Here is a 24,281-nt window from a genome sequence, read left to right as displayed (position 1 = left end):
CCGCCACCGGCCGCGCCCCGTAGGCCTCGAGCGCCTGCACGTAGGTGATGCCGGCGAGCCACAGCGACAGGCCGAAGGCATGGAAGGTGGTGTCGCCCGGACGAATGCCAGCGGCGCGGAACATGCGGCCGAGCACCTTGTAGGTGATGTCGAGATCCTTGCGCGAGAACACGTAGAAGGTGGGCGTACCCGTGGTGCCCGAGGTCGCGGCGAGATGGATCTCGTTCTCCGGCGCAGTCGTCAGGTGCAGGCCCAGCGGGTGGCCGTAGCGTTCGAGCGATGCGTCCTGCGAGTCGCGATGGCGGGTCTTGTCGAGGAAGGCCGGCAGGCGGCGGAAGTCGTCGAGCGTGCGGATCGCCTCGGGCGAATCGATGCCGGCCTCGAGGAAGCGCTGGCGGTAGTAATCCTCGTTGCCCCACACGTAGCGGATCTGGCGCTTGAGCTTCTCGAAGCGGCGGGTGTTGAGGACGGCGAGGTATTCGCCGGGGTCGCGCGTGGGCACGTCGAAATCATGGAGCGCGGGATTGGCGCGCGGCGGCTGGATGGTCATGACGGATCGGCTCCGGAATGGAAACAGAAAGGGGAAATCGGTGTTACGCAAGGGACGGCCGGGCGTCAGCCTTCGGCGAACGCGACCTCGCGGGTCGCGCGCAGGCGCGGCAGGGCCATGACGACGATGAGAGCGAGGGCCAGGAGCAGCAGTGCGAGACTCAGCGGACGCGTCAGGAACACCGTCGGATCGCCGCGCGACAGCAGCATCGCGCGGCGCAGGTTCTCCTCCAGCATCGGCCCGAGCACGAAGCCGAGCAGCAGCGGCGCGGGCTCGCAGCGCAGCTTGATGAAGAGGTAGCCGAGCAGACCGAAGGCCACCGTCAGCAGCACGTCGAACATCTGGTTGTTCACGCTGTACACGCCAATGCAGCAGAACAGCAGGATGGCCGGATAGAGCACCCGGTACGGCACCGCGAGCAGCTTCACCCACACCCCGATGAGCGGCAGGTTCAACAGCAGCAGCATCGCGTTGCCGACCCACATGCTGACGATGACGCCCCAGAAGAGCTCGGGCCGTTCGCTCATCACCTGCGGGCCGGGCACGATGCCGTGGATCATCATCGCGCCGATCATCAGCGCCATCACCGCATTCGCGGGCAGGCCCATCACCAGCAAAGGGATGAAGGAGGTCTGCGCGCCGGCGTTGTTCGCCGACTCCGGTCCGGCGACGCCTTCGATGGCGCCCTTGCCGAAGCGCGACGGATCCTTCGCCAGTCGCTTCTCGACCATGTAGGACGCGAACGAGCCCAGCATCGCGCCGCCGCCCGGCAGCACGCCGAGCAGCGAACCGAGCGCGGAGCCGCGCAGCACCGGCTTCCATGAGCGGCGGTAATCCTCGCGCGAAGGCAGGATGCGCCCTACCCGCACCGCCGCCACGTCGCGCCGTTCGTCGCGTTCGAGGTTCGCGATGATCTCGCCGATGCCGAAGATGCCCATCGAGATGACGACGAAGCTGATGCCGTCGGCGAGCTGTGGCAGGCCGAAAGTGAAGCGCTCCTCGCCCGAATTCACGTCGACGCCGACGAGACCCAGCAGCAGCCCCGCGAGCGTCATCGCCACCGCCTTGAGGATGTCGCCCTGCGCCAGCACGACCGCAGCGACCAGACCGAGCACCATCAGCGCGAAGTATTCCGCCGGCCCGAACTTCAGCGCGAAAGCGGCGAGCGGCGTCGCGGCCACGGCGACGACCAGCGTCGCGACGGTGCCGGCGAAGAAGGACCCGATCGCCGCGATGCCGAGCGCGGAGCCCGCGCGGCCCTGTTTCGCCATCGCATGGCCGTCGAGGCAGGTGACCACCGACGACGACTCGCCGGGCATGTTCACCAGAATCGCCGCGGTCGAGCCGCCGTACTGCGCGCCGTAGTAGATGCCTGACAGCATGATCAGCGCCGCGGTCGGTGGCAGGCCGTAGGTCACGGGCAACAGCATCGCGATCGTCGCGACCGGCCCGAGCCCCGGCAGCACGCCGATCAGCGTGCCGAGCGTGACCCCGGCGAAGCAGTACAGCAGGTTCGTCCAGGTGAACGCCGCGTCGACGCCGATCGCAAGATGAGACAGCAGCTCCATCGCGCCCTCGCTCAGGCAGGACCGACCGGCAGGGGCACGCCTAGGCCGTAGGCGAACACCGCCACGCCGAAGACCGACAGCACGGCGCTCAGTCCCAGCAGTTCGCCGAAGCGTACTTCGCGATGCGCGTGGCCGCTCACCAGCGTCAGGGCCACCGTCGCGAGCACGAGCCCCAGTTGCTGCACGACGAGTGCGAACACGATGACGCCCGCCCCGACCAGCACCGCCGGCCGCAACGCGAAGCCGTCGTCCTGGGCCGGCTCGTCATCCGTCACGCGCACGCTGCGAATCAGGACGATCGCACCGAGCACCGCGAGCACCGCACCCAGCAACAGGGGGAAATAGCCGGCCCCCATGCGCATCGCCGACCCCAGCGGATAGCCCGAGGCGGTATGGCTTCCCGCCAATCCGAGGAGAATGAAGAAGAGACCTGTGAATGAATCCCGACGGTTGAGAATCCTGATTTTCATGACAATCCCGGGTGAATCCTGGCAATGACGATGAAGCCAAGTTAACACCCGCAATCGACGCCACAAATCTCGATTTCTGCATTGCAAATCATGACGGAACGAAAACTGAGACCGGCTTCAGATAAGGAAAGCAGCCGCTACCTCATTCCCCCGCGAGATCCGCCCAATTTGATACGCATGCGATATACGCAATATCGCGCAAACCACAATCAATAATTTCTGCAGAACAAATCGGGTTTTCTTGTTTCTGTTGGCGATAACGGATGAATAGAGTTTTGGCATTGCCGCGTCGAGCGACCTTCGACGATCGATTACCCATACTCAGGAGCCAACCCGATGACCGCTGCAGAAAACCCCGACACGCTGCGCAGAGCCGCACCCGATCCCGCCGATCCGCTCATCGCGGTCGCCGGAGCGGCGTTCTGATGCGGCTCAGTGCACTCGAACAGGCGATGCTCGCGGGCGAACATGGGGAAGCCGTCGCCGAAGCCCTCGCCTACCAGATCCGCGTCGGCGAATTCTTCGGCGCGGAAGACTTCGTCCCGATCACCAACGCCCACATGATGGGCGACATCGAGGTCATGGGCGACAGCGGCCTCGCGCACCTTGGCGGCTTCCGCAGCAAGGGCGCGCGCTGCCGCGTGCCGGTGACCACCAACGCGCGATGTGCCGACTTTGCCCATGCCACCCGACTCGGGCAGGACGAAGAAGAAATCGCCAAGGAAAAGCGCCTGATCGCGCACCTGCAGGCGATGAATGTCGTCACCACCGACACCTGCATCAATTACCAGACGGTGTATCAACCCCACCTCGGCGAACACGTCGCATGGGGAGACACCGGCACCGTCATCTACGCCAATTCGGTGTTCGGCGCGCGCACGAACTTCGAGAGCGGCCCCGCAGCGCTTGCCGCCGGCATCACCGGCCGCACGCCGCGCTACGGCTTCCACCTCGACCGCCATCGCCGCGGCACCTTCCGCGTCGTGGTCGACACCGAACTCGACGACCTCGCCGACTGGGGCACGCTGGGCAAACTGGCGGGCGAATTCCGCCAGGACTACTACGCGGTACCGGTCTTCGAAGGCCTGCGGCGCACGCCGACGGCGGACGAACTGAAGCATCTCGGGTGCGCGCTCGCGAGCTACGGATCGATGGGCATGTACCACATCGTCGGTGTCACGCCCGAAGCGCCGGACCTTGCGACGGCGTTTGGCGGCGCCCCACCCGAGCCGGCCCTGCGCATCGGCCAGGCGGAACTCGACCGCGTGTACGCCGGCTACGACGTCTCCGACCCCGGCGCGACGCTGGTGGTGTTCTCCGGCCCGCAGCTCTCGCTCTTCGAACTGAAGGCGCTCGCGGAGCGCTTCGCGGGTCAGCGCGTACATCCCGGCTGCCAGGTGTTCGTCACCACCGGCCGCGGCCCGGCGCGCGACGCCGAAGCGCTCGGCTACCTCGCAACGCTGCGCGAGGCCGGCGTCACGATCCTCGAAGGCGTGTGCTTCTACATCCTGCAGAACCTCTCCGAGATGCGCCGGCGCAACGGCTGGCACAACCTGATTTCGAACTCGGCCAAGCTCGTGAACATCATCGGTGCGCATCGCTTCAACACCATCCTGCGGCGCACCGACGACTGCGTCGCCGCGGCGCTCACCGGACGTGTGACGGGAGCGCAATCGTGAGCGAGCGGCAGCACATCGCCAGCCTGCGTGTCGCACGCGCGGTCGGAGAGCCGGTCGAGGGCCTGGCGCTCGTCTCCACCGAAGGTTTCTCGCCGCGCTACGACCTCGACCGCTGGACCGGCCTGATCACGAAACCGGGCCACAAGCTCGAAGGCCGCAGCATCGTCGACCGCATCTGCTTCTTCCCTACCGCCAAGGGCGGCATCGCCGCCGGCTGGGCCTTCCCCGACATCGCGGCCAAGAAGCTCGCGCCGCGCGCGCTGGTGTTCGGCGTCACCAATCCAGTGATGGTGCAAGGCGCCGCCTTTGCTGGCATCACGCTCACCGAAGGCTGGGAACCGGATGCCCTCGCCGTCGTGCGCAACGACGACCTCGTACGCATCGACCCTGCCGAACGCCTGATCCACATCTATCGCTGAATTCCATGGAGCCCACAATGCGCCCCTCGCTTCACTTCCTCCGCCACCTCCTGCCGGTCGCTGCGGCACTCCTCACGGCCGCCGTCCCCGCGAGCGTGCCCGCCGCCGACGCGCCCTACCCGACGCAGACGATCAAACTCGTCGTGCCCTTCCCGCCGGGCGGCCCGACGGACATCGTCGCGCGCCCCTTCGCCGAGGCGCTGACGCGCAGCCTCGGCAAGCCGGTCGTGATCGAGAACCGCGGCGGCGCGGGCGGCAACGTCGGTGCCGACAACGTCGCAAAAGCGAATCCGGACGGCTACACGCTGCTCCTCGGCACGGTCGGGACGGCCGCAATCAATCCTGCGCTCTACGCCCGACTCAGCTACGACCCGCGCAAGGATCTCGCGCCGGTCGCCATCCTGGCCGCCGCGCCGGTCGCGCTCGTCGCGCATCCGTCCGTCCCCGCCAACACCGTGGCTGAACTGCTCGCACTCGCCGGCCGCCAATCGCTGCGCTTCGGCACTGCCGGCAACGGCACACCGGGCCACCTGACCGGCGAGATGTTCAAGCAGGCGAGCACCGCCCCGCTCACCCACGTCCCCTACAAGGGCAGCGCCGCGGCCCTACAGGATCTGCTCGGCGGTCACATCGAACTGGCGTTCGATCCGCTCCAGTCGGTGCTGCCGCACGTCCGCGCCGGCAAGCTCAAGATCATCGCGATCAGTTCGGCCGAAGCGTCACCCGTGCTGCCGCAGGTCCCGACCTTCGCGCAGGCCGGCGTGAAGGTCGAAAGCACCGCCTGGTGGGGTCTGTTCGCCCCCGCCGGCACCCCGCGTCCGATCGTCGACCGGCTCGCCGCCGAACTGCAGGGAGCGGAACAGAGCGGCGACGTGCGCCAGCTCGAGAGCATCGGCCTCACCCTCAGGCAGATCGCCCAGCCCGCCGCCCTCGACGCCTTCCTTGCCGCCGAAAGCACCAAATGGGCGAAAGCCGTCAGGGACTCCGGCGCGAAGGTCGACTGAACGGGAGCAAATCGGCCGCGGGCGGCGCCTCATGGCCGGCCGGGGCATTGCGAAATGCTCCCGAAGTGAGTATCGGCTGCCCGTTCGATGCGGGCAGTTTCCTGCTGGGCCAAGTCAAACGAGCGCATGGCGCTCCGGCGCCTCACTGACGCAAATACTCTGGCTTGGATCGGCCGCCACGCCTCTTATGAAGGATTCCGATAAGCCTGCATTCCATTCCAATTGGATTGCATCGGCATTTTTCTTGGTTCGTCCGTGCGGAGGCGCAGCGTACATTTTGTGCATAGCGACGAGGCACTGCACCGAACGTCGCCACTGATCGGCAACTCATCAAACAAGGAGCAATTCCATGCATCACGGTCGACTACTGCGCACCGTTCTTAGCGCCCTGACATTTGTCGCCGCTACTGGCCCGGCCAACGCGGATTCCCTGAAGGTCGGCTATCTGCCGGTGACCGGCCACGCCAAGTTCTTCGTCGCCAAGGAGCACGGCCTGTTCAAACAGGAAGGGCTGGACGTGGAGCTGATCGAATTCCAGAACTCGGCCGACGGGCTCAACGCCGTCACCGCGGGCAAGCTCGATATCGGCGCCTTCGGCACGACCGCACCACTGGCGCACTACGCGAAGGGAGCGGACCTGAAGGTGATCGGCGGAATCATGGGACTGGATGCCGCCCTGGTCGTGACAGCCGAGAAGGCCGCGTCGATCAAGAGCATCGCCGACCTGCGCGGCAAGAAGGTCGCGACGGTGCGTCTGGCCACCGGCGATGCGGTGCTGCGCGGCGCGCTGCGCGACGAGAAGATCGACTGGAAGAACGACCTCAAGATCTTCGAATTGAAGAACCCGCCGGCGGTGATCGAGGCGGTGAAATCCGGCCAGGTCGACGCCGGGGTCGTATGGGGACCGCATGACATTCGCGCCGAGCGGCAGGGGCTGAAGATCGTGGTGCGTTCGTCCGAGCTGCAACCAGGTCATCCGTGCTGCCGCATCGTCGTGACGTCGGATCGGCTCAAGCAGGGCGACACGCACGTGCGCTTCCTGCGCGCGATCCTGAAGGCGGAGAAGTTCGCGGCCGAGCGGAAGAAGGAGACGATCGACGCGATCCAGAAGTACGTGAAGCTCGACCGCGACGTGCTGGAACAGGGCTATTACTCGCCCTTCCTCGACCAGTCCTCGGACCCGAACGTGCAGGGTACGCAGAAGTTCTGGACGACGCTGGTCGGTTCCGAGGTCGTCGACGGTACTCGGCCGCTGGCGCCGATTTTCGAACTCACGCCTTACCGCAAGGCACTCGACAGCCTGGCGAAGGAGAGCCCGCGCGAGGCATTCTGGCAGCAGCGGATCAAGACAGAACAGGCGAGGAACCAGCTGTGAGTCAAACCGCGAATGCTGCATTGCGGATCGAACGGCTACGCTTCGGTTACGACGGCACGCCGATCCTGCAGGACATCGATGTCGCTGTTGCCGAAGGCGAATTTCTCGCCCTGCTCGGTCCGAGCGGTTCGGGCAAGAGCACGCTGCTGCGGCTGATCGCGGGGCTCGAATCGCCGGGCAGCGGGCGGGTGCTCGCTGCAGGGCGGCCGGTCGCGGGCCCGGGCACCGACCGCGCGGTGGTGTTCCAGAATTACGCGCTGTTTCCGTGGATGCGCGTAGTCGACAACGTCGCCGAGGCGGTGCGCAAGGCGAAGCCCACGCTGGGCTGGCCGGCGGCCCGCACACAGGCGGCCGGCCATCTGAACCGCGTGGGGCTCACGGGCATTGCCGACAAGTACCCATTCGAGCTTTCGGGCGGCATGCAGCAGCGTGCCGCAATCGCACGCGCACTGGCGCTGGAGTCGCCCTTCCTGCTGATGGACGAACCGTTCGGGGCGCTTGATCCGGTGAATCGCGCTCGTCTGCAGGATCTGCTGATCGAGGTGTGGCAGCGCCGCACGCCGCGACCGACGGTGGTGTTCGTGACGCACGACGTCGACGAGGCGCTGCTGCTGGCCGACCGTGTAGCGGTGCTCGGCGCATCACCGGGCCGAATCATCGCCGGCTTCGACGTGCCCTTCGAGCGCCCGCGCCGGCGCGCCGCGCTGTTCGGCGACCACCGCTTCCATGAACTGCGCGAGGCAATCGCCGAGGCGCTGGACGCCGACACGCTGGCGCGTCTCGACGCGGCCTGAGCCATCGCCCCAATGGAGAAAATCCTTATGACTACCGAGACTTCGATCCTCGATGCGGCGCTGGGGGACACCGGCGCGATCGCTCGGCACGCGGCCGAACCGAACGCTGCGGCATCGCGCCCCGTGCCCTTCGCCTGGGAACCGTGGCTGCTGTGGCTGATCCTGCTCGGTCTGTGGCAGGGAATTGCAACGCTGATCGCCGGACAGGGGAACCCGTTGCTGCCGCCGCCGACAGTGGTGTTCGACGCCCTGTGGCTGTCGCTGCCGGAATTGCTGACGGGCACTTGGTCGTCGCTGCTGATCCTGGCGCCGGGCTTTGCGCTGGCAGTCGCCGCGGGCGTCGGACTGGGCCTGCTCGCAGGCACTTCGCCGCGGCTCGGGCGGGCGCTGTTCCCGTTCGCGAAGGTTGCGGCGCCGGTGCCGCCGACGGTGTATATCCCGTATGCGATCGCGGTGCTGCCGACCTTCCACCTGTCCGCGACTTTCGTCGTGTTCGTTGGCGCGTTCTGGCCGGTGTTCCAGAATACCGTGGCCGGCGCGCACGCCGTCGAGGGTCGCCATCGCGACAACGCCCGCGTGCTCGGTTTTTCGGGCTTCGAGTACCTGCACAAGGTGGTGTTTCCGGCGAGCCTGCCGCACATTTTTTCCGGCATGGCGGTGGGGCTCGGCTTCGGCTTCATCCTGCTGACCGTTGCCGAGCTGTTCGGCGCGAACGCGGGACTGGGTCGCTTCGTCCAATACTACGCGGACTTCGGCGATTACCCGCGCATGGTGGCGGGCATCCTGTACACCGGCGTCGTCACCTGGGCCGCGATGAGCGTGCTCGACCGCGCACGCGAGCGTGCGTTGTTCTGGCTGCGCTGAGGGCCGACCGCGATGAAGACCTTTCTCCGCAACCGCCCTTTCCTGGAGGAATCCACCGTGCCTGGCGCACCGGACCCGCGCGAACAGGACGAAAAGGAACGCTACGTCGCCCGCCAGTTGTGGTGGGCGCTGATCGGGCTCGCCCTGTTCGCGCTGGCGCTACTGTTCGGCTGGGGCGGTGCACACGCCGCTGGCGACCGGGCAGCGGGCGATGCGGCGCTGTTCGCACCGACCGCCGATCTTGCCGCGGCGCTCGAACGCGCGCGCCGTGTCGGCCGCAGCGGCGTCGCGGTGCTGTACGAGATGGATGGCTGCGGCGAGTGCGCACGGCTGAAATCCGTGACGTTCCGCGACGAGACGTTGCGGCGCGAGTTCCGTGCCCATTTCGTGCCGGTCAGCCTGCGCGCCGACGAGCCGGTCGCCTTGCGCGACTTCGATGGGCGCAGGACGACACAGGCCGGCTTCGCCAACGAACAGCGCGTGTTTGCGCTGCCGACACTGGTTTTCTACGACCTCGACGGCATCCCGGTCGCACGCCAGCCGGGCGGTCGCTGGCCGGCCGGCGAGTGGCTGCGGCTCGCGCGCTACGTGCGCGATGCCGGTTACGAGCAGGCGCCGTTCGTGCCGCTCGCGAACACCCGACATCACTGAGCGGCCCGTGCCCGCTTCCCCGAAGACCTGAATCCGCGCGCCGGGCTTTGCCGCCCGCGCGTGCGGACCAACTGGAGGAATTTCCCATGCAGGGATTGATGATGCAGATTCCGTTGCTTATCTCGAACCTGATCGCCCATGCCGACCGCAACCACGGCGACACCCACACCGTGAATCCGCGCCTGTTCGATCAAGTCGGTCAGTTCAACCAGAGACACTCTTTGTGTGGCGGAAGAAGTTTTCGGGGTCGTACTTGCGCTTGAGCGCCGCGAGTCTGTCCAGGTTGGATCGGCCGTACGCAGCCTCGATGCGGTCCTGTCCCTCGTCCTCGGTAAGGAAGTTGATGTATGCCCCGCCTGTCGAACAGGAGCGCGTCGCTTCGAAGCAGTCCCGCGCCCACTTGATATTGATGTCGTCATCGCCCGGCTTCTCCCAGGAGCCAGCGATGTTCAGCACGTAGGCCGCGTCTCGATTGCCTGCCGGCGAATGTCCGGCAGGCAGCTCGCCCAACGCACCCTGTATCTGGAACAGGAGGATGGCCGAATGGGGCGATCGAATTCGGCCCGCATGCTCCACGGCGACGTCAATGGTCTGACGATCGATGCCTGGCAGGTAGTGTGACTTCCAGTAGTAGCGCCGTCCTTTGGGCTGCGTGGCATCAAGCAGATTTTGCATCTGCGTATAGGGCCGACGCATCATTATGTCGGCCACTGGCCGACCAAGCCCGCGCAGCGGCGCGATCAATGCTTCACCGTCTTCGACCTTGCCGGAATAGCAGACGAAGATGGCCACGATCGGCTTGCCGTGCACATCCTTCGGGAGCCAAGGTGCCGGCGGCGCAATCCGCAGAACAGCCACGCTGGTCAGTTCGCGCGGCGCCCCGGCGCTGAACTAATGAAATGGACTCCCCCTCCCGTCTCCGGGAAACTGGCTGTATCGCAGCGTGAGCCGCTGCTGGTCTGCAAGAAGGAGGTGTGCCATGACGATTACCCGCATCGGTCTCGATATCGCCAAGTCCGTCTTTCAGCTTCACGGCGTGGATGCCCGGGGCAAAACGGTGTTGCGCAAGACGCTCGCACGCGGCGAGGTGCTTGGTTTCTTTGCCAACTGTCCCGTCTGCCTGATCGGTATCGAAGCGTGCGCGGGTTCGCATTATTGGGCGCGCGAGCTGATCAGGCTCGGTCATGACGTGCGGCTGATGGCGGCGCAGTTCGTGATCCCGTATCGCAAGAGCGGCAAGAACGACGCCACCGACGCCGAGGCGATCTGCGAGGCGGTCGGGCGGCCGAACATGCGCTTCGTGCCGGTCAAGTCCGAGGAAGCCCAGGCCGTGCTCGCGGTGCATCGGGCGCGCGCGCTCACGGTGTCGGAGCGCACCGCGCTGGTCAATCAGGTGCGCGGCCTGCTCGGGGAGTTCGGCATCGTCGCCAGCGCCGGAATTGCCCATGCGCGCAAACTGCTCGCCGAGATCGGTGCCGGGGCGCGAAGCTTGCCGGTGCTCGCGCGCGAAACGTTCGGCGAACTGCACGAGCGCTTGCGCACCCTTGACGAACGCATCCTCGCCTACGATCGCAAGATCTCGGCACTGGCGCAACAGAGCGAGGCGGCGCGGCGGCTCATGGCCATCGAAGGCATCGGCCCGGTGACCGCCTCGGCCATCGTGGCCAGCGTCGGTCCCGCGACCACCTTTACCAGCGCACGGCAGTTTGCCGCGTGGCTGGGGCTCACGCCGCGGCAGCATTCCAGCGGCGGCAAGACCGTGCTCGGCGGGATCAGCAAACGCGGCGATGTGGTGCTGCGCACGCTGTTGATCCACGGCGCCCGCTCGGTGCTGCGTTTGACGGCCGCGCGAGCCGACCGCAAGAGCCAGTGGGTGGAGCGCCTGAAGGCGCGCTCCTGCAACAACGTGGCGGCCGTAGCACTGGCTGCCAAGAATGCCCGTATCATCTGGGCGATGCTCGTCCGGGGCACCGACTACCGCGTTGCGGCGGCTGCGACGGCGTGAGCGATCACCGAATTTCAACCCGGAGGTTCCTGCCAGAGTATTGCGAGCGAGATGTGTTGATGGGATGACGGCGCCAGCCGACGCGCACACCAACCTGATAACGTGGTTGGCCGATACCAGGCCGCTGAGCTAATGAGGCGTGCGCGGCACGAAATTCATCAGGGCCGCAGCCGACGGGCTGCACAGTAGGCCGGATAGATTGTTGCAGCTGGGTTCGTTCGGAACATCCGCAAGATCGTCTTGCAATATCGGGGGAGTCCATAGATCACGGTAGGTGTCGAGAACTTGCTTGGCATCCTCGCCACGCCACGCGATCGCGCCCCCCAGGATTTCGGGGCCGACGGGAAAGAGTCGGTACTCAAAGGATGTGACGATTCCGAAGTTGCCGCTGCCGCCACGCAGCGCCCAGAACAGGTCCTCGTTCTCGTCCGCAGACACACGCAAGACGTCGCCGCCGGCGGTCACCACTTCCATCGAGACCACGTTGTCGCAGGTCCGTGACGACGCGTGAGGTAGCCAAATCCGCCGCCGACGGTGAGGCCTGCAATCCCGGTGGCAGAAACAAAACCGAGCACGGCTGCGAGCCCGTGCAGCTGGGTCTCGCGGTCGACGTCGGCCAGTGTGCAGCCGGCTTGCGCGCGAGCCGTGCGGCGCACTGGGTCGACCCACACGCCTCTCAGCAGCGACATGTCGATCATGAGGCCGCCCTCGCAAACCGCAAGCCCTGCGATGTTGTGGCCGCCGCCGCGCACGGAACTGAGAAGCCCGTGTTGACGCGCGAACCGAACAGCCTGCACGACATCGACCGTCCCGGTGCAACGAGCCACCAGGCCAGGGCGACGATCGATCATCGCGTTCCAGATCTTGCGCGACTCCTCGTATTCCGCGTCATCCGCAGTCAGCACCTGACCTCTGAATGCGGCCTTGAACGACTGCAGGTCCTCCGGCGTAAGGCCCACTGTCCCGCCGTCCATTCGTGTGAGCTCGATCGTCATGAGTCATCTCCGAGAAGAGTGATGAAATTTTGGGCCTTACTGCCGGCCGCCATCCTGGCAAGTGTGCGAGCGACAGAACGGGTCGGCTGGTCCCGCAATCCATCCGGGCGCGCGGCGCTTACCCGTCCACGTAGCGCACGGGGGTCACCGGCGCGCGGAGCACCTGTAGCTCGAAGATGTCGGGGCGCGCGTAGTGCCCGATGACGTCGAGCGTTCGGCGTGACGGTGCGACGCGCGCCGTATCGATCTCCGCAAACAATATGCCGGCCTCTCGGCGCAATGGGCCCGCGACGACCTTCCCCATGGGATCGACCACCACCGAGTCGCCGTCGTTGATCCATTCCTCGGGATCGGGGAACAGCTCGGCGCGGGCCGGGAAGTCCTGCGGAATGTCACTGGCGCGCAGCGCCGTGCCGCTACCGACCACCCAGCACCGACCTTCGAGCGCGATATGGCGCATCGTGCAGATCCAGGCATCCCCACTGTCGTAGGTGGGCGCGACGTAGATCTCCATGCCTTGGGCGTAGAGCGCGTAGCGCGCCAGCGGCATGTAATTCTCCCAGCAGATGAGGCCGCCGACCCGGCCGGCAGGCGTGTCGACCACGCGCAACCCGGACGCATCGCCCAGGCCATGAACCATGCGTTCGGGATTGGTTGGCATCAACTTGCGGTGCCGGTTCTGCACCCTGCCGTCGGTGCCAACGATAACGACGGTGTTGTAGAGCGTCCCTCCGCCTTGCTCGCGATCTCGTTCATTGATGCCGCACACGATCGTCACGTTATGGGCGCGGGCGGCCTCACACAGTTCGGCCAGGTCGCCGCCACCGACATCAACCGCGTTGGCGAGCAAGCGGGCGTGCAATTGGCCCATGATGGCGCCATCCCTTCCGGCCGCGAGTCGCCATATCCAGGACGGGTAACCCGGAATGAACGACTCGGGAAAGACGATCAGCGACGCCCCTGCTGCCGCGGCTTCGGCGACCCATTGCACGGCTCTTGTGATGGTGGCGCCACGGTCAAGCAAGACCGGCGGGCGTTGAATGATGGCGATCATCGTCATGGCGTTCTTCCTGGGCAGGTATTGCCCGACAAGGACAGCTTGCGCGTGACCCGGCGCCCGGACCAGTCCAGAATCTGAAGCGTTTACACTCCGGGGACGATGCGATGGAAAACACCTACGGTCAGTTCTGCACCGTTGCAAGGGGTGCCGAGGTGTTGTGCGAGCGATGGACGCCGCTGGTTGTGCGCGAGTTGCTGTGCGGCAGCAAGCGCTTCAACGACCTGCATCGCGGCGTACCGCGAATGTCCACCAGCCTGCTGACGCAGCGGCTTCATCGTCTCGAGGAATTCGGTGTCGTGCGCCGCGACGCCGTCGGCAAGGTTTGGGAATACAGCCTCACCGAGGCTGGCGAGGAACTTCGACCCATTGTCATGGCGCTTGGCCATTGGGGTGCGAAGTGGATTGGCAGCCGCCTGCGCGACGATGAACTGGATGCGGGTTTGCTCATGTGGGATATGCGCCGCTTCGCGTGCATCCACGAGTTTCCGCCCAGGCCCGTGGTCATCCACTTCCAGTTCCGCGACGCACGGGTTCGCGAGGGCGCCTGGTGGCTTGTAGTGGAGGACGGCGTGGCCGACCTGTGCCGCGACGACCCGGGGCGCGAGCTGACGCTCGTGGTGGATGCGTCCGTGCGCGCTTTGACCGAAGTGTGGGCGGGTGACCGCACGCCTCAGCAGGCCCTTCAGTCGCACGAGATCCGTGTTGATGGGGCGAGGCGCGACGCGGACGACCTATGGCGGTGGCTGGGCACGAGCGCGTTCGCCTCGACGCGCCGCGCCGCGGGACGGATGTCCCCGGGCGGCCAATCTCCGACGCCATAGCTGGTTGGCCGCAGGCCCGAAGCGCACTTGTACCGAGGCGGACGCGCAGGCCAGGTCGGCCGTGACTGCACTGGGTGGTCACGCGAAAGTCGCCGGTCGCCACCGGCGGCAACTGACCGGAATTTCGCGTTCGGCGAGCACCCAGACTGTCGTTCGTCGCTGGGCCGACATCGGCGTCAGCCGCGCCGAGCCGCCTCGAATCGTAGAAGCGAGAGTAATGCGGTTGGAGCGCGGCGGGATGACGGCCTGCGCGCCGCTCGCTTCGATCGTTTCGACCAGCGAATTGGCATCGTAACCCTTGTCGGCAAGCAGGGCGCCGCAGCGCAAATCGGCGACCCATTCCTGAGCGCAATCGATGTCGGCAATTTGCCTGGCAGTCTGGATCAGTGGTCGAGTCGATGAACACCCGCTCCAGTTCCAAATCGCTGGCCAGTGCGTGGGACACACGATGCTCGAAACCGATCGCGCGGCAGTATGCGCAACCGCATCTGCGTATATACGTTGACCGGACTACCCTGCTGATGGCTTTCCTCAAGGAACTCTATGGCTCGAAGATCAGGATCATGCCAGGCAACGACCGTCACATCGATATTTGTTTGCCTTCGAGAGCGCACCCGACTTGTCTTGGCATCGTCCGGGACTCGGAATAGTGCCTGAGCGCGTTCATCGACACCCGCTTGTCGATCTGTGCCGCGTCGGCAGCGCCGTGGATGGCCCGGCTAAATTGACGCGCGATCAGCGACTCGACCGGATTCAGACCCGGGAACAGCCAGCCACCATCGAACATCTCGCCGTCGGCACGGGCGACCTTCCACTAGATCCGCAGCCGTTCGAGCAGCACCGGCGATCCTCGCGCCTCGTGCTCCTCACGGCCGTCGTCAGGCAATGCCGATGAGATATGCACACTGGGAAGTTTACATAAAACGGAGGACTTTTGAAAAAACGGCACCCCGAAGGGTGCCGTAAGTCATTGATTTTATGGGGCGAAATACCGGGATCGAACCGGTGACACCTGGAGCCACAATCCCCATCAGTTTTCTTATAAATCAGTCACTTAATCGTGTTTTCAATCTACAATCTCCACTCATCCGTGGCCCCGGAGGCCGCGTCAGCGCTCATGGCGCCACAATTTTGTAGAACGGTTTCGGCGCCCTTCTGCACGCGCTGAACAGGTTCCCTGGCAGGCGCTTTCGAACTCGAATCGCGCACCCAAATCATTCTAGACGCACAGCGCGCGACCGCAACTGACGCTCACCGTTCCACGTCGTGACGGAAGCGAGTGACAGCTTTGTGCTTGGCCATGCGTCCATCCGGCTTCGTCAGTACCCGACCCGAAGCCGACCAACGTTCTGGCTCGAAGCTGACGCTCAACGACCAGCATCATCGACGCTGCGGAGCGCCATACGCTGTTGCTGTTGTCAGGCATCCGGGCTCCTGCGCCAACATGCCGAGGGTATTCGTCGATTTTCAGGCCCTCCCGGACGGCGGCTGCAAGCGATTGAGAACTTCCACCATTGCTGGGGTCAGGTCCGCGTGGTGATGCGTAATCTTCCACGCTCCAGCTTCTCGCTGATAGATGTTCGTCACGCGAAGCTGGCCGGCGATCTTCTGTCCTCCCAGCTTGAACTCTGCATGCTCAACGCCGACTTCGCAGGCGACGTCCCCGGCGACGCGGATGAGTTGGTCCTTCAGTTCGACCTTCCCGTCTGAGGCCACTTGGGCTACTTGTTCCCAAGATTCCAGAACTTCGTTCCATCCTACCTGCCGACCACCGATCGGATGCATCGTGGTGACGGTCGAGTCGTGTGACCAGATATCCGACAGGGGCCGAGCGTCACCATTGAGCATGCGATTAAGCGCAGCGTAGAACTGAGTTGATGCCTTGCGGACTTCCTCATGTGTTGACATGAGATCACCTCTTTTTGTGGCGGCATTTGAAGGCGTACCGCACGCGCTTCAAGGTGTCGGAGACGTCATGGCCGCTGTGTATTCGAGCTCCCTGCTGTGCAAGCCGGGAGGACGCGGCAACGATCTCACCATAGTTATGCCGCAGCCAGATGTCCAATGCACCTTGGGCACAAGAGTCTGGAGGTCCTGGCCGGGACCGCCCCTTCAACCCTACCGCCACCGGACGTCGGCGCTCTGTCGATCAGTGGATTGCCGCCGCCAACGCCACAGGCTGGATCCTTGGCCCGACCCGGCAACGGTCGCGGGGACGGACCTACAATGATAGTGAGGCAGGTGGGATGTGAACACCACGACACAATCCCGCGGTTCCGGCCCGGGAACTCGGAGTCGACGCTCATCAAGCTGCTGAGCGGCTTGTTATCGACATAGGCGGGGGAGACAGCGGACTTTCAGAGCTGGACCGCAACGAGAGGAGCCATATGCCGAGTGACACGAGCGGGGTCGGTGGCGAACGGCCGACGCGGTTACAGGTCCGACTTTTTGGTGCAGTCGAGATCATCTTGGACGGGCGGCGTCTTCGCGCCTTCAACTCTCTTCGCCTGCAACGGTTTCTGGGGTTGATCGCGTTACGGAGAGACCCGCAGCACCGCTCACGACTCGCGTTCGATCTCTGGCCCGACTCCGACGAACGTCAGGCGCGGACCAACCTCAGAAAGCTGCTCCACGACTTCCGTCATTCCCTTCCCGACATCGGTGAGTTCATCGAAATCGACAACGAGACCGTGCGGTGGATACCGAACGGGCCAAGCGAGGCCGACGTGCTGAGGTTCCAGGATGCCATGGCGGCCGGTGATTTCGAACTCGCCGCGCGCCTCTATTCGGGCGATCTCCTTCCGGCTTGCTACGACGACTGGATCCTGGATGAGCGCGCGAAACTTCGAGCCGAGGCGCATCGGGCCCTCGTGCGGCTGACAGAAGAGGCTGCGAGGCGCGACGACCACGAAGCCGCGATCAGGCATACCCAGCGCATCATCGACCTGGAGCCGACCGACGAAGCGGCCGTTGGAATTCAGATGGAAGCCCATCTCGCGCTTGGCGATAGAGCCGCGGCGCTGCGCTGCTACCACCGGTACGCGGAGGTGCTCGAGCGCGAGCTCGCGGTGGCACCGGGCGAGGCGATCGGGGCCATGTATCAACAGCTCCGGGCTGGCGCACTCGATCGCGACGAGGCGCAGGGCAAGGACTCATCGGTCGCCGAATCACCTTTCGTCGGCCGCGACTTCGAATGGAACCAGCTCATCGAGGCATGGAACACCGCGCGCGAGAGGGGGGCACATCTCCTGTTGGTGACCGGGGAGCCGGGGATCGGAAAGTCCCGTCTCGCACTGGAACTCGGCCGCCGTGTTCGAGCAGAGGGACACGTGGTGGCATCGGCTCGTGCATACGAGGCTGCGGGCAGACTGCCATGGGGCCCCGTCGTCGACCTACTCCGATCGGATGCGATCAGAAGCCACATCGACACGCTCGATACGGTCTGGAGGGCCGAGCTCGTTCGTCTGCTGCCCGAACTCCGCGACGTTTCCCAGCCCTCTGAACGGAGCCAGTCGGGCGACGTGGCTCAGCGCCATCGCTTGTTCGATGCCGTAAGCCGGGCCTTCGTCGCTGGCGATCGCCCGCGCTTGCTGATCATCGACGATCTCCAGTGGTGTGACGCCGAGACCATCGAGTTGATCGGTTTTGTTGTCCGTTCCGGACAGACGGCGCCGGTCCTCATCGTCGGTACTGTCCGCTGGGAGGAGATCCCACCGCATCATCCCCTCGTTGGACTCGTCGATGCCCTAAGCCACGACCAGGCAGTGACCACCGTGCCACTCGACCGACTCGACGAAGCCACCACTGCGACGCTCGCTGCTCGGCTACGCGCTGAGGACACGATTGATCCGAAGCTGGCCGCACGACTCTGGAGCGAGACCGAAGGCAATCCACTTTTTGTCATCGAAGCCCTTCGAGCCGGGATCTCCGCTGATGGAAGTCAGGCAGTGCTCACCCCGACGATGCGGGCGGTGCTGCGCGCCCGACTGGGCCAACTAACCGACGGCGCTCGGCGACTGGCCGAGGTGGCGGCCGTTATCGGTCGGCCCTTCTCGGTCGGTCTGATGGTCTCGGCGACTGGGACCGATGAGCGCGAACTCGTTGATCACGTCGACGACCTCTGGCGTCGTCGGATCATTCGCGAACAGGGGCTCAGGTACGATTTCAGTCACGACAAGCTTCGGGCGGTTGCCCTGGAGATGGTCAGTCCGGCTCGTCGACGCCAACTGCACCGGGCTGTCGCCGAGGTGATTGCGGTCGAGTTCCACGGCGACATCGACGCGGCCAGCCCGCAGCTGGCTGCTCACTACGACCAGGCCGGCATGGTCGAACCGGCCATCGATGCTTACCGCGTGGCTGGGGGCCGAGCGGTGGCCGTGTCGGCCCTCGAGGAAGCGGTCACCATGTTTCAGCGAGCGCTCGCATTGCTCGCCGACCTGCCGCCGTCACCCGACCGCGATGCACTCGAACTCGATATCCGGATCGCCCTCGGATCCCCGCTTGTTGCCCTCGACGGTTACGGCTCCAAGGAGGCGCACCAACTCTACGAGCGAGCCCTCTCGCTTTGCCGCAAGCTTCACAGACCCGTGGCCCCGCCGATCCTTCGTGGTCTCGGCCTTGCCCGGCTGCAGGGCTGCCGCTTCGACAATTGCGATGAACTCGCGCGGGCCCTCCTCGAGCATGACAGTCATGATCCGGTCGCCAGGACAGAGGGCCGCTATCTCCTCGGCGTGAGCGCGTTCTGGCGGGGCGATCTGGCCCGATCCCGCCATTATCTCGATGGCGCCATCGACGCCTATGACGTGTCCCATCACGACCAGCATCTGGCGTTGTACGCGCAGGATCCGAAGGCGGTTTGCCTCGTACGGCTGGCCTGGGTCGAGCTGTGGGCCGGAGATGCCGGCCGGGCCGACGAGACCGCCCGATCTGCTCTTGGGATCGCCGTCGATCTCGATCATCTGATGACATTGGGGTACGTCGTCACCTACGCAGCGATCATCGCGGCCGAATCGGAAGATCTCGCCCGCCTCGCCGAGCTTCTCGGGCATGCCGACCGTCTATGGAAGCGTTTTTCGGACCGCTACCTCATGGTCGTCCTGGAAGCCCTTCGGGGCTGGCTGGACGTGTGCGCGGGATCGGCCGGGGGCATCGAGAAGATCGTGCAGTCGGTGGCGCGCTCGCGTGCCGAAGGGGAAACCCTTCATCTGACCTACACCCTCCTTCTCCTCGCCCGGGCTCGCGCCGTGGTTGGCGAGTTCCGCGAGGGGCGAGCCGCCACACGCGAGGCGCTCTCGTGGTCACACCGCTGCAGCCAGCGCTATCTCGAGGCCGAGCTGTGGCGCGTCGACGGTGAGCTGGCTTATCGCAGCGGGGAAACCGAAGCCGCCGCCGCTTCTTTGCGCAGTGCCGTCGAGATCGCCAGCGCTCAAGGGGCGGGCTGGCTGGAGCTTCGGGCGCTCCACTCCCTCGCCAGTCGATTTCCCGATCAGACACTGCGTGAGCAACTTGGGGACCTCCTCGAGACTATCCCGTCGGGCCATGATCTCCCGGCGTTCCGGGCTGCGACCGCCCTTCTGAGCGAGTCCGGTTGAGAGGGAACGCTTCGGGAACGCCCGACGGCGCATCCTTTGCCCGTCCTTTGATACGGAGCAGAGGAGCACGCCATGAGCGACACGATCAAGGTATTGACCGATAGCGTACGCGGTCGCGTCATCACCCCGGCCGATTCAGACTACGACGACGCGCGCGCTGTCTACAACGCCATGCACGACCGCAGACCCCGCGCCGTCATCCGGTGCGTGGATGCAGCCGACGTGATGGCCGTGGTCGCTGCTGCCCGCGACGGTGGCCTCGACCTGGCCATTCGTGGTGGGGGCCACAGCGTTCCCGGCTTCGGCACGGTGGACGACGGCCTGGTCATCGACCTGTCGAGGATGAACTACGTGCGGGTCGACCCGGTCAAGAGGGTCGCCCGGGTCGGGGGCGGCGCGACGTGGGGCGATGTCGACCATGCGACCTACCCGTTCGGCCTGGCAGCGCCCGGCGGAATCATCTCGACGACCGGGGTGGGTGGCCTGACGCTGGGCGGCGGCATCGGCTACCTGACCCGCGGCGTCGGGCTCTCCATTGACAACCTGCTGGCGGCCGATGTCGTTCTCGCCGACGGCCGGCAGGTCACCGCGAGCGATTACCAGAACGAAGATTTGTTCTGGGCCCTGCGCGGCGGCGGCGGCAATTTCGGTGTCGTCACCAGCTTCGAGTTTCAGCTCCATGAGGTCGGGGACATCGTGGGCGGCCCGCTGTTCTATGAGTTCGACGATGCCGCGGCGGTCCTGCAGTGCTACCGCGAATTCATTGCGACTGCGCCCGAACAGCTCGGATGCTTTTTCGGCTGGCAGATCGCTCCTCCGCTGCCGTTTATCCCCGAGAACCGGGTCGGGGATCTCTTCTGTGTGCTGGTCACGTGCTGGAACGGTCCCCATGAGGAGGCTGAGCGAGTACTCAAGCCACTACGCGACGCAGCCGAAGTGAAGGCGGAGCAGGTCGGCGTCATGCCGTTCCCGGCGCTGCAGAGCGCCTTCGACGGTCTCGTCCCGAAAGGCATGCAGCACTACTGGAAAGCCGATTTCATCACCGGGCTCACCGACGAGGCGATCGCGGCGCACATCGAGCATGGCAAGAAGACGCCGAACATCAGCTCGAGCATGCATCTCCATCCGATCAACGGCGCGGCGCAACGGGTCGGCACCGACGAGACCGCGTTCGGCCACCGGGACAAGAGCTTTGCCCCGGTGATCGTGGGAATCTGGTCGGACCCAGCCGACAACGTGGCCAACATCAAGTGGGTGAAGGACTACTACGCCGCCATTCATCCCCAATCGGGCGGTGATGGGGGCTATGTCAACTTCATGTCCAGCGACGACGATCACCGTGCACCCGCGAACTATGGCGCCAACTACGGGCGGCTCGCGGCAGTGAAGGCGACCTATGACCCCGATAACCTCTTCCACATCAACCAGAACATCGTTCCGGCGAAGGGACGCTGAGCATCACGACGTTCATCCAGCGAGGAGGATCGACAAATGCGCGATGAATGGCTTTTCAAGAGCGAAACGTATGACAACTGCAATTGCGCGGTGAACTGCGGTTGCCAGTTCAACCTGCCGACTACCCACGGCTATTGCCAGTCGGCCTTCGTCGGCAACATCGCTGAAGGCCATTTCAACGATACGCCGCTCACGGGGCTGAATTGGGCGGCGCTGTACAAGTGGCCTGGCGAAATCAAGGAGGGAAACGGAAAATGTCAGATCATTATCGACGAACGTGCGAATGACGCCCAACGGCTTGCCCTGGAAACAATCATCTCGGGCGGCGCATGCGAACCATTGAGCAACTTGTTTGCCGTGTTTGCGAGCACATGCTCGGAATCTTGCAGAACCCTGTTCCTGCCGATCGATCTCGAGGCGAACCTGGAACTCAGAACCGCAAGGGTCGACATACCCGGCGTCATGCGGAGCAGCGGCAGACCAATCATCAACGAGTTTACCGGTCAACCGTTCCACATCGCGTTGGCACGCCCGAGTGGCAGTTTCGAGTTTACCTACGCAGAGATCGGACAAGGGACGACCTCGGTGACGGGCGATATGGAGATGGCGTACGAGGATTCATGGGCCCATTTCTGCGTTCACCACTTCAATCAGGATGGCATGGTCCGCGAGAGATCAAGGCTCACGGCATGGCTTGGCATGTGACGTCCGGCAGGGACCGGTGTCGAGGTGGCGCAGAAAAGCCATCTCCCGAATTCGGCGAACATGATCGGGTGAACAGTGAAGACGGTATCCATCGACGCCACACTTGAGGCAGTGATCAGGCGCGATCGTGTAGTTGTCATTACAGCGCTCTTTGCGGTCATCGCGCTGTCGTGGGCGTATCTGCTGGCCGGTGCCAGCATGGGCATGTCGGCGTTCGAGATGACCCGCATGTCGCAGCTCGGGACGGCAGGGGGCGTGTCCGAAGGGGGCATGGCCGGCATGGCGATGGTGGCGCCTGCAGTCTGGACGCCCGGCTATGCAGCCCTGATGTTCCTCATGTGGTGGATCATGATGGTGGCGATGATGCTGCCCAGCGCGGCGCCAGTGATCCTCTTGTTTGCGACGGTCAATCGCAAGCAGCGCGACACCGGCCAACCCTATGTCGCGACAAGCATTTTCACGTTCGGCTATCTCGCCGCCTGGGCTGGCTTCAGCCTGGTCGCGGTAATCCTGCAGTGGGGGTTCGAGCTCACCGGTATCCTTTCACCGACGCTCGTCGCCACCAACGCGACCTTCGGCGGCGTCCTGCTGCTCGCCGCCGGCATTTACCAACTCACCCCAATCAAGCATGCCTGTCTTCGCCACTGCCGATCGCCGCTTGCATTCCTTGGTACCCATTGGCGGCGGGGTGCCCGTGGCGCGCTCCGCATGGGTCTTATGCACGGCGGTTTCTGCGTCGGATGCTGCTGGTTCCTGATGGGGCTGATGTTTTTCGGTGGCGTGATGAACCTCTACTGGATTGCGGGCCTTGCGCTGTTCGTACTGTGCGAAAAAACTATCCCTGCGGGGCATTGGCTCGGCTACGCGACCGGCGTCGTTCTGCTCGTCTGGGGTGCCGGGATGCTGGCGCCCGTGTTTTAAGAAGGGCATACAAGCATCACGCGGCCAACGATCAGTAGCGCATCGTCGCCGACTAACTGCGCGAGCGTTTCCCGAAGATCGCCAAACTCATGGACCAGGCCGAGGACGACGTCCCTGGCGCACATGAGCTTTCCCAAGGAGCATCGCACCAAGATTCACTCCACCAACCCGCTCGAGCGCGTGAACGGCGAAATCAAGCGCCGCCCGACGTCGTCGGCATCTTTCCCAACGAGGCGGCGATCTACCGGCTGGTCGGCGCGTTGTTGCTCGAACAAAACGACGAATGGGCGCTGCAACGCCGATACATGACGCTGGAAACCCTTGCCGAAGTTGGCGACAATCCCAACGTCAGTCTGTCTGCCGTGGCAGCCTGACACGCGCTCCTGCCAAACTGGAGCCGATGACCTGCCGAACCCTTCGTACACCACGCCCCGGGACACGATCCCCCTCCTCGTCCGGGAAACAACCATATCCGTTCAGCCTCTCCCCTCTTGAGCGAGCCAGACCGCCTCATGCTCAAGCGCCCTCCCCTCTCGGTTCATGACTTCACACAGTTCCACTACGTTGAGCTTGCCCCCGAAAAACGGACGCCATGAAGTGGAGCTCTAAAGCTTCATGGAGGACAGGGCAATGAAGACGAGGATACCGAAACGGGTCTACACCGAGCAGTTTCGAGACGCCGCGGTGCGTCAGGTGATCGAGGCGGGGCGCAGCGTGATCGAGGTCGCGCGCAGTCTGGAGATCTCGGAGAAGACGCTGGGCAACTGGGTGCGTCAGGTGCGCTGCGGGGAGCACCCGGTCAATCAAGCTGCGGCGATGCGGGTCGATGAGGCGCAGGTGGAGCTTGCGCGGCTGCGCGCGGAGAACGCGCGACTGAAGGTGGACAACGAAATTTTAAAGCGGGCGGCGGCGTACTTCGCCAAGGAGTCGCGGTGAAGTACGCTTGGATCGCCGATCAGCGCGGGCGTTTGCCGATCGGGCGTCTTTGTGCGCTGCTGGAGGTCTCGCGCAGCGGCTTCCATGCGTGGCAGCGTCGCGGAGCCTCCAAGCGCAGCCGGGCTGATACATGCCTTGCGGTGGAGTTGCGAGCACGGTTCGCCCGCCACCGCGGCAAGTACGGACGGCTGAGCTTGTCCCCATAAAACGGACGCCATGAAGTGCGGCTCTATCGCCTCAGGATGAAAACGAGGATACCGGGTCTATACCGCGTGTCACAGCGCAGCGACTTCGATGTTTACCGGCGCACTCGCGCCTTGTGAGGGCTAGTTTGACGCGCCGTAAGACGCGATTGACATTATCATAAAACGTTCTACAATCACCGGAATGTTGCGGAGCAGCATGCCCGGCGCCCCAA

At 64.8% G+C, this 24,281-nt stretch carries 24 protein-coding genes and 1 pseudogene; 15 read left to right on the top strand and 10 right to left on the bottom strand.

All coding sequences use genetic code 11. The annotated features are described in order from the left end of the window. The 3 genes from GPA25_RS21535 to GPA25_RS21525 all read right to left on the bottom strand — a co-directional run. On the bottom strand, nt 1-550 hold a 550-nt coding region (locus GPA25_RS21535), incomplete at its 3' end, for a phenylacetate--CoA ligase family protein (protein WP_211163289.1). Nucleotides 551-615: 65 nt separating this feature from the next. Then, the gene (locus GPA25_RS21530) at nt 616-2,118 is read right to left on the bottom strand and encodes a tripartite tricarboxylate transporter permease (protein ID WP_169262456.1); all 1,503 of its coding nucleotides are present in this window, start codon (nt 2,116-2,118) and stop codon (nt 616-618) included. A gap of 11 nt (nt 2,119-2,129) precedes the next feature. Further along, on the bottom strand, nt 2,130-2,588 hold the full coding sequence (locus GPA25_RS21525; RefSeq protein WP_169262455.1) for a tripartite tricarboxylate transporter TctB family protein: 459 nt from the start codon (nt 2,586-2,588) through the stop codon (nt 2,130-2,132). Between the two features lie 425 nt (nt 2,589-3,013). On the opposite strand from GPA25_RS21525, the gene GPA25_RS21520 reads away from it, so the two are divergent. From GPA25_RS21520 to GPA25_RS21490, 7 genes are all read left to right on the top strand, one after another. Beyond that, nucleotides 3,014-4,267, top strand: coding sequence for an aconitase X (locus GPA25_RS21520; RefSeq protein ID WP_169262454.1), 1,254 nt, complete (start codon nt 3,014-3,016; stop codon nt 4,265-4,267). Beyond that, nucleotides 4,264-4,686, top strand: coding sequence for an aconitase X swivel domain-containing protein (locus GPA25_RS21515; RefSeq protein ID WP_211163288.1), 423 nt, complete (start codon nt 4,264-4,266; stop codon nt 4,684-4,686). The genes GPA25_RS21520 and GPA25_RS21515 overlap by 4 nt, the downstream gene beginning before the upstream one ends. A gap of 17 nt (nt 4,687-4,703) precedes the next feature. Continuing rightward, on the top strand, nt 4,704-5,690 hold the full coding sequence (locus GPA25_RS21510; protein ID WP_169262453.1) for a Bug family tripartite tricarboxylate transporter substrate binding protein: 987 nt from the start codon (nt 4,704-4,706) through the stop codon (nt 5,688-5,690). A 349-nt stretch (nt 5,691-6,039) separates the two neighbouring features. Next, nucleotides 6,040-7,065, top strand: a complete 1,026-nt coding sequence (locus GPA25_RS21505; RefSeq protein ID WP_169262452.1) for an ABC transporter substrate-binding protein — start codon at nt 6,040-6,042, stop codon at nt 7,063-7,065. Then, on the top strand, nt 7,062-7,859 hold the full coding sequence (locus tag GPA25_RS21500) for an ATP-binding cassette domain-containing protein (protein WP_169262451.1): 798 nt from the start codon (nt 7,062-7,064) through the stop codon (nt 7,857-7,859). The genes GPA25_RS21505 and GPA25_RS21500 overlap by 4 nt, the downstream gene beginning before the upstream one ends. A gap of 27 nt (nt 7,860-7,886) precedes the next feature. Next, on the top strand, nt 7,887-8,723 hold the full coding sequence (locus GPA25_RS21495; RefSeq protein WP_169262450.1) for an ABC transporter permease: 837 nt from the start codon (nt 7,887-7,889) through the stop codon (nt 8,721-8,723). A 12-nt stretch (nt 8,724-8,735) separates the two neighbouring features. Further along, nucleotides 8,736-9,374, top strand: a complete 639-nt coding sequence (locus tag GPA25_RS21490) for a thioredoxin family protein (protein WP_169262449.1) — start codon at nt 8,736-8,738, stop codon at nt 9,372-9,374. A gap of 204 nt (nt 9,375-9,578) precedes the next feature. Here the strand turns inward: GPA25_RS21490 and GPA25_RS21485 are convergent, their stop codons facing one another. After that, complete coding sequence (locus tag GPA25_RS21485; protein WP_211163287.1) at nt 9,579-10,166, bottom strand: FAD-binding oxidoreductase; 588 nt, start codon at nt 10,164-10,166, stop codon at nt 9,579-9,581. A gap of 187 nt (nt 10,167-10,353) precedes the next feature. On the opposite strand from GPA25_RS21485, the gene GPA25_RS21480 reads away from it, so the two are divergent. Next, on the top strand, nt 10,354-11,379 hold the full coding sequence (locus GPA25_RS21480) for an IS110 family RNA-guided transposase (RefSeq protein ID WP_169262458.1): 1,026 nt from the start codon (nt 10,354-10,356) through the stop codon (nt 11,377-11,379). Between the two features lie 129 nt (nt 11,380-11,508). On the opposite strand, the gene GPA25_RS23890 is transcribed toward GPA25_RS21480, so the two are convergent. From GPA25_RS23890 to GPA25_RS21470, 3 genes are all read right to left on the bottom strand, one after another. Next, nucleotides 11,509-11,853, bottom strand: coding sequence for an FAD-binding oxidoreductase (locus GPA25_RS23890; RefSeq protein WP_211163286.1), 345 nt, complete (start codon nt 11,851-11,853; stop codon nt 11,509-11,511). Next, complete coding sequence (locus tag GPA25_RS21475; RefSeq protein ID WP_211163285.1) at nt 11,841-12,374, bottom strand: FAD-binding oxidoreductase; 534 nt, start codon at nt 12,372-12,374, stop codon at nt 11,841-11,843. The genes GPA25_RS23890 and GPA25_RS21475 overlap by 13 nt, the downstream gene beginning before the upstream one ends. 118 nt (nt 12,375-12,492) lie before the next feature. Continuing rightward, nucleotides 12,493-13,434 (bottom strand): carbon-nitrogen hydrolase family protein, encoded by a 942-nt coding sequence (locus tag GPA25_RS21470; RefSeq protein ID WP_169262448.1) that lies wholly within the window; start codon nt 13,432-13,434, stop codon nt 12,493-12,495. Between the two features lie 104 nt (nt 13,435-13,538). On the opposite strand from GPA25_RS21470, the gene GPA25_RS21465 reads away from it, so the two are divergent. Further along, nucleotides 13,539-14,255 (top strand): winged helix-turn-helix transcriptional regulator, encoded by a 717-nt coding sequence (locus GPA25_RS21465; RefSeq protein ID WP_169262447.1) that lies wholly within the window; start codon nt 13,539-13,541, stop codon nt 14,253-14,255. Nucleotides 14,256-14,333: 78 nt separating this feature from the next. On the opposite strand, the gene GPA25_RS21460 is transcribed toward GPA25_RS21465, so the two are convergent. The 3 genes from GPA25_RS21460 to GPA25_RS21450 form a co-directional block, all read right to left on the bottom strand. Further along, nucleotides 14,334-14,702, bottom strand: a complete 369-nt coding sequence (locus GPA25_RS21460) for a transposase (RefSeq protein WP_169262446.1) — start codon at nt 14,700-14,702, stop codon at nt 14,334-14,336. Nucleotides 14,703-14,835: 133 nt separating this feature from the next. After that, entirely contained in the window at nt 14,836-15,042 is a 207-nt protein-coding gene (locus GPA25_RS21455) for a hypothetical protein (protein ID WP_211163284.1), read from the bottom strand. A gap of 680 nt (nt 15,043-15,722) precedes the next feature. Then, nucleotides 15,723-16,163 carry a YybH family protein gene (locus GPA25_RS21450; protein WP_169262445.1) on the bottom strand — a complete coding sequence of 147 codons (441 nt, stop codon included), beginning with the start codon at nt 16,161-16,163 and terminating at the stop codon, nt 15,723-15,725. 479 nt (nt 16,164-16,642) lie between these two features. Between GPA25_RS21450 and GPA25_RS21445 the strand changes: the two genes are divergently transcribed. The 6 genes and pseudogenes from GPA25_RS21445 (at nt 16,643) to GPA25_RS21420 (ending at nt 23,863) form a co-directional block, all read left to right on the top strand. Further along, nucleotides 16,643-19,846: an ATP-binding protein gene (locus tag GPA25_RS21445; protein ID WP_169262444.1), complete on the top strand. Its 3,204-nt coding sequence runs from the start codon at nt 16,643-16,645 to the stop codon at nt 19,844-19,846. 72 nt (nt 19,847-19,918) lie between these two features. Continuing rightward, nucleotides 19,919-21,301, top strand: coding sequence for an FAD-binding oxidoreductase (locus tag GPA25_RS21440; RefSeq protein WP_169262443.1), 1,383 nt, complete (start codon nt 19,919-19,921; stop codon nt 21,299-21,301). A 36-nt stretch (nt 21,302-21,337) separates the two neighbouring features. Further along, nucleotides 21,338-22,006: a DUF1326 domain-containing protein gene (locus GPA25_RS21435; protein ID WP_169262442.1), complete on the top strand. Its 669-nt coding sequence runs from the start codon at nt 21,338-21,340 to the stop codon at nt 22,004-22,006. A gap of 75 nt (nt 22,007-22,081) precedes the next feature. After that, nucleotides 22,082-22,927, top strand: a complete 846-nt coding sequence (locus tag GPA25_RS21430) for a DUF2182 domain-containing protein (protein ID WP_343035034.1) — start codon at nt 22,082-22,084, stop codon at nt 22,925-22,927. A gap of 56 nt (nt 22,928-22,983) precedes the next feature. Then, nucleotides 22,984-23,301: pseudogene (locus GPA25_RS21425) on the top strand (transposase); the annotation flags it as partial. A gap of 256 nt (nt 23,302-23,557) precedes the next feature. Next, nucleotides 23,558-23,863, top strand: coding sequence for a transposase (locus tag GPA25_RS21420; RefSeq protein WP_169262441.1), 306 nt, complete (start codon nt 23,558-23,560; stop codon nt 23,861-23,863). Nucleotides 23,864-24,281 lie beyond the last annotated feature (418 nt).

Origin of the sequence: Aromatoleum diolicum, from assembly GCF_012910955.1 — a bacterium.
Classification (GTDB): Bacteria; Pseudomonadota; Gammaproteobacteria; order Burkholderiales; family Rhodocyclaceae; genus Aromatoleum; species Aromatoleum diolicum.
Note: the sequence above shows the minus strand (reverse complement) of the source record. Positions and strands in the feature narration are given on the sequence as shown.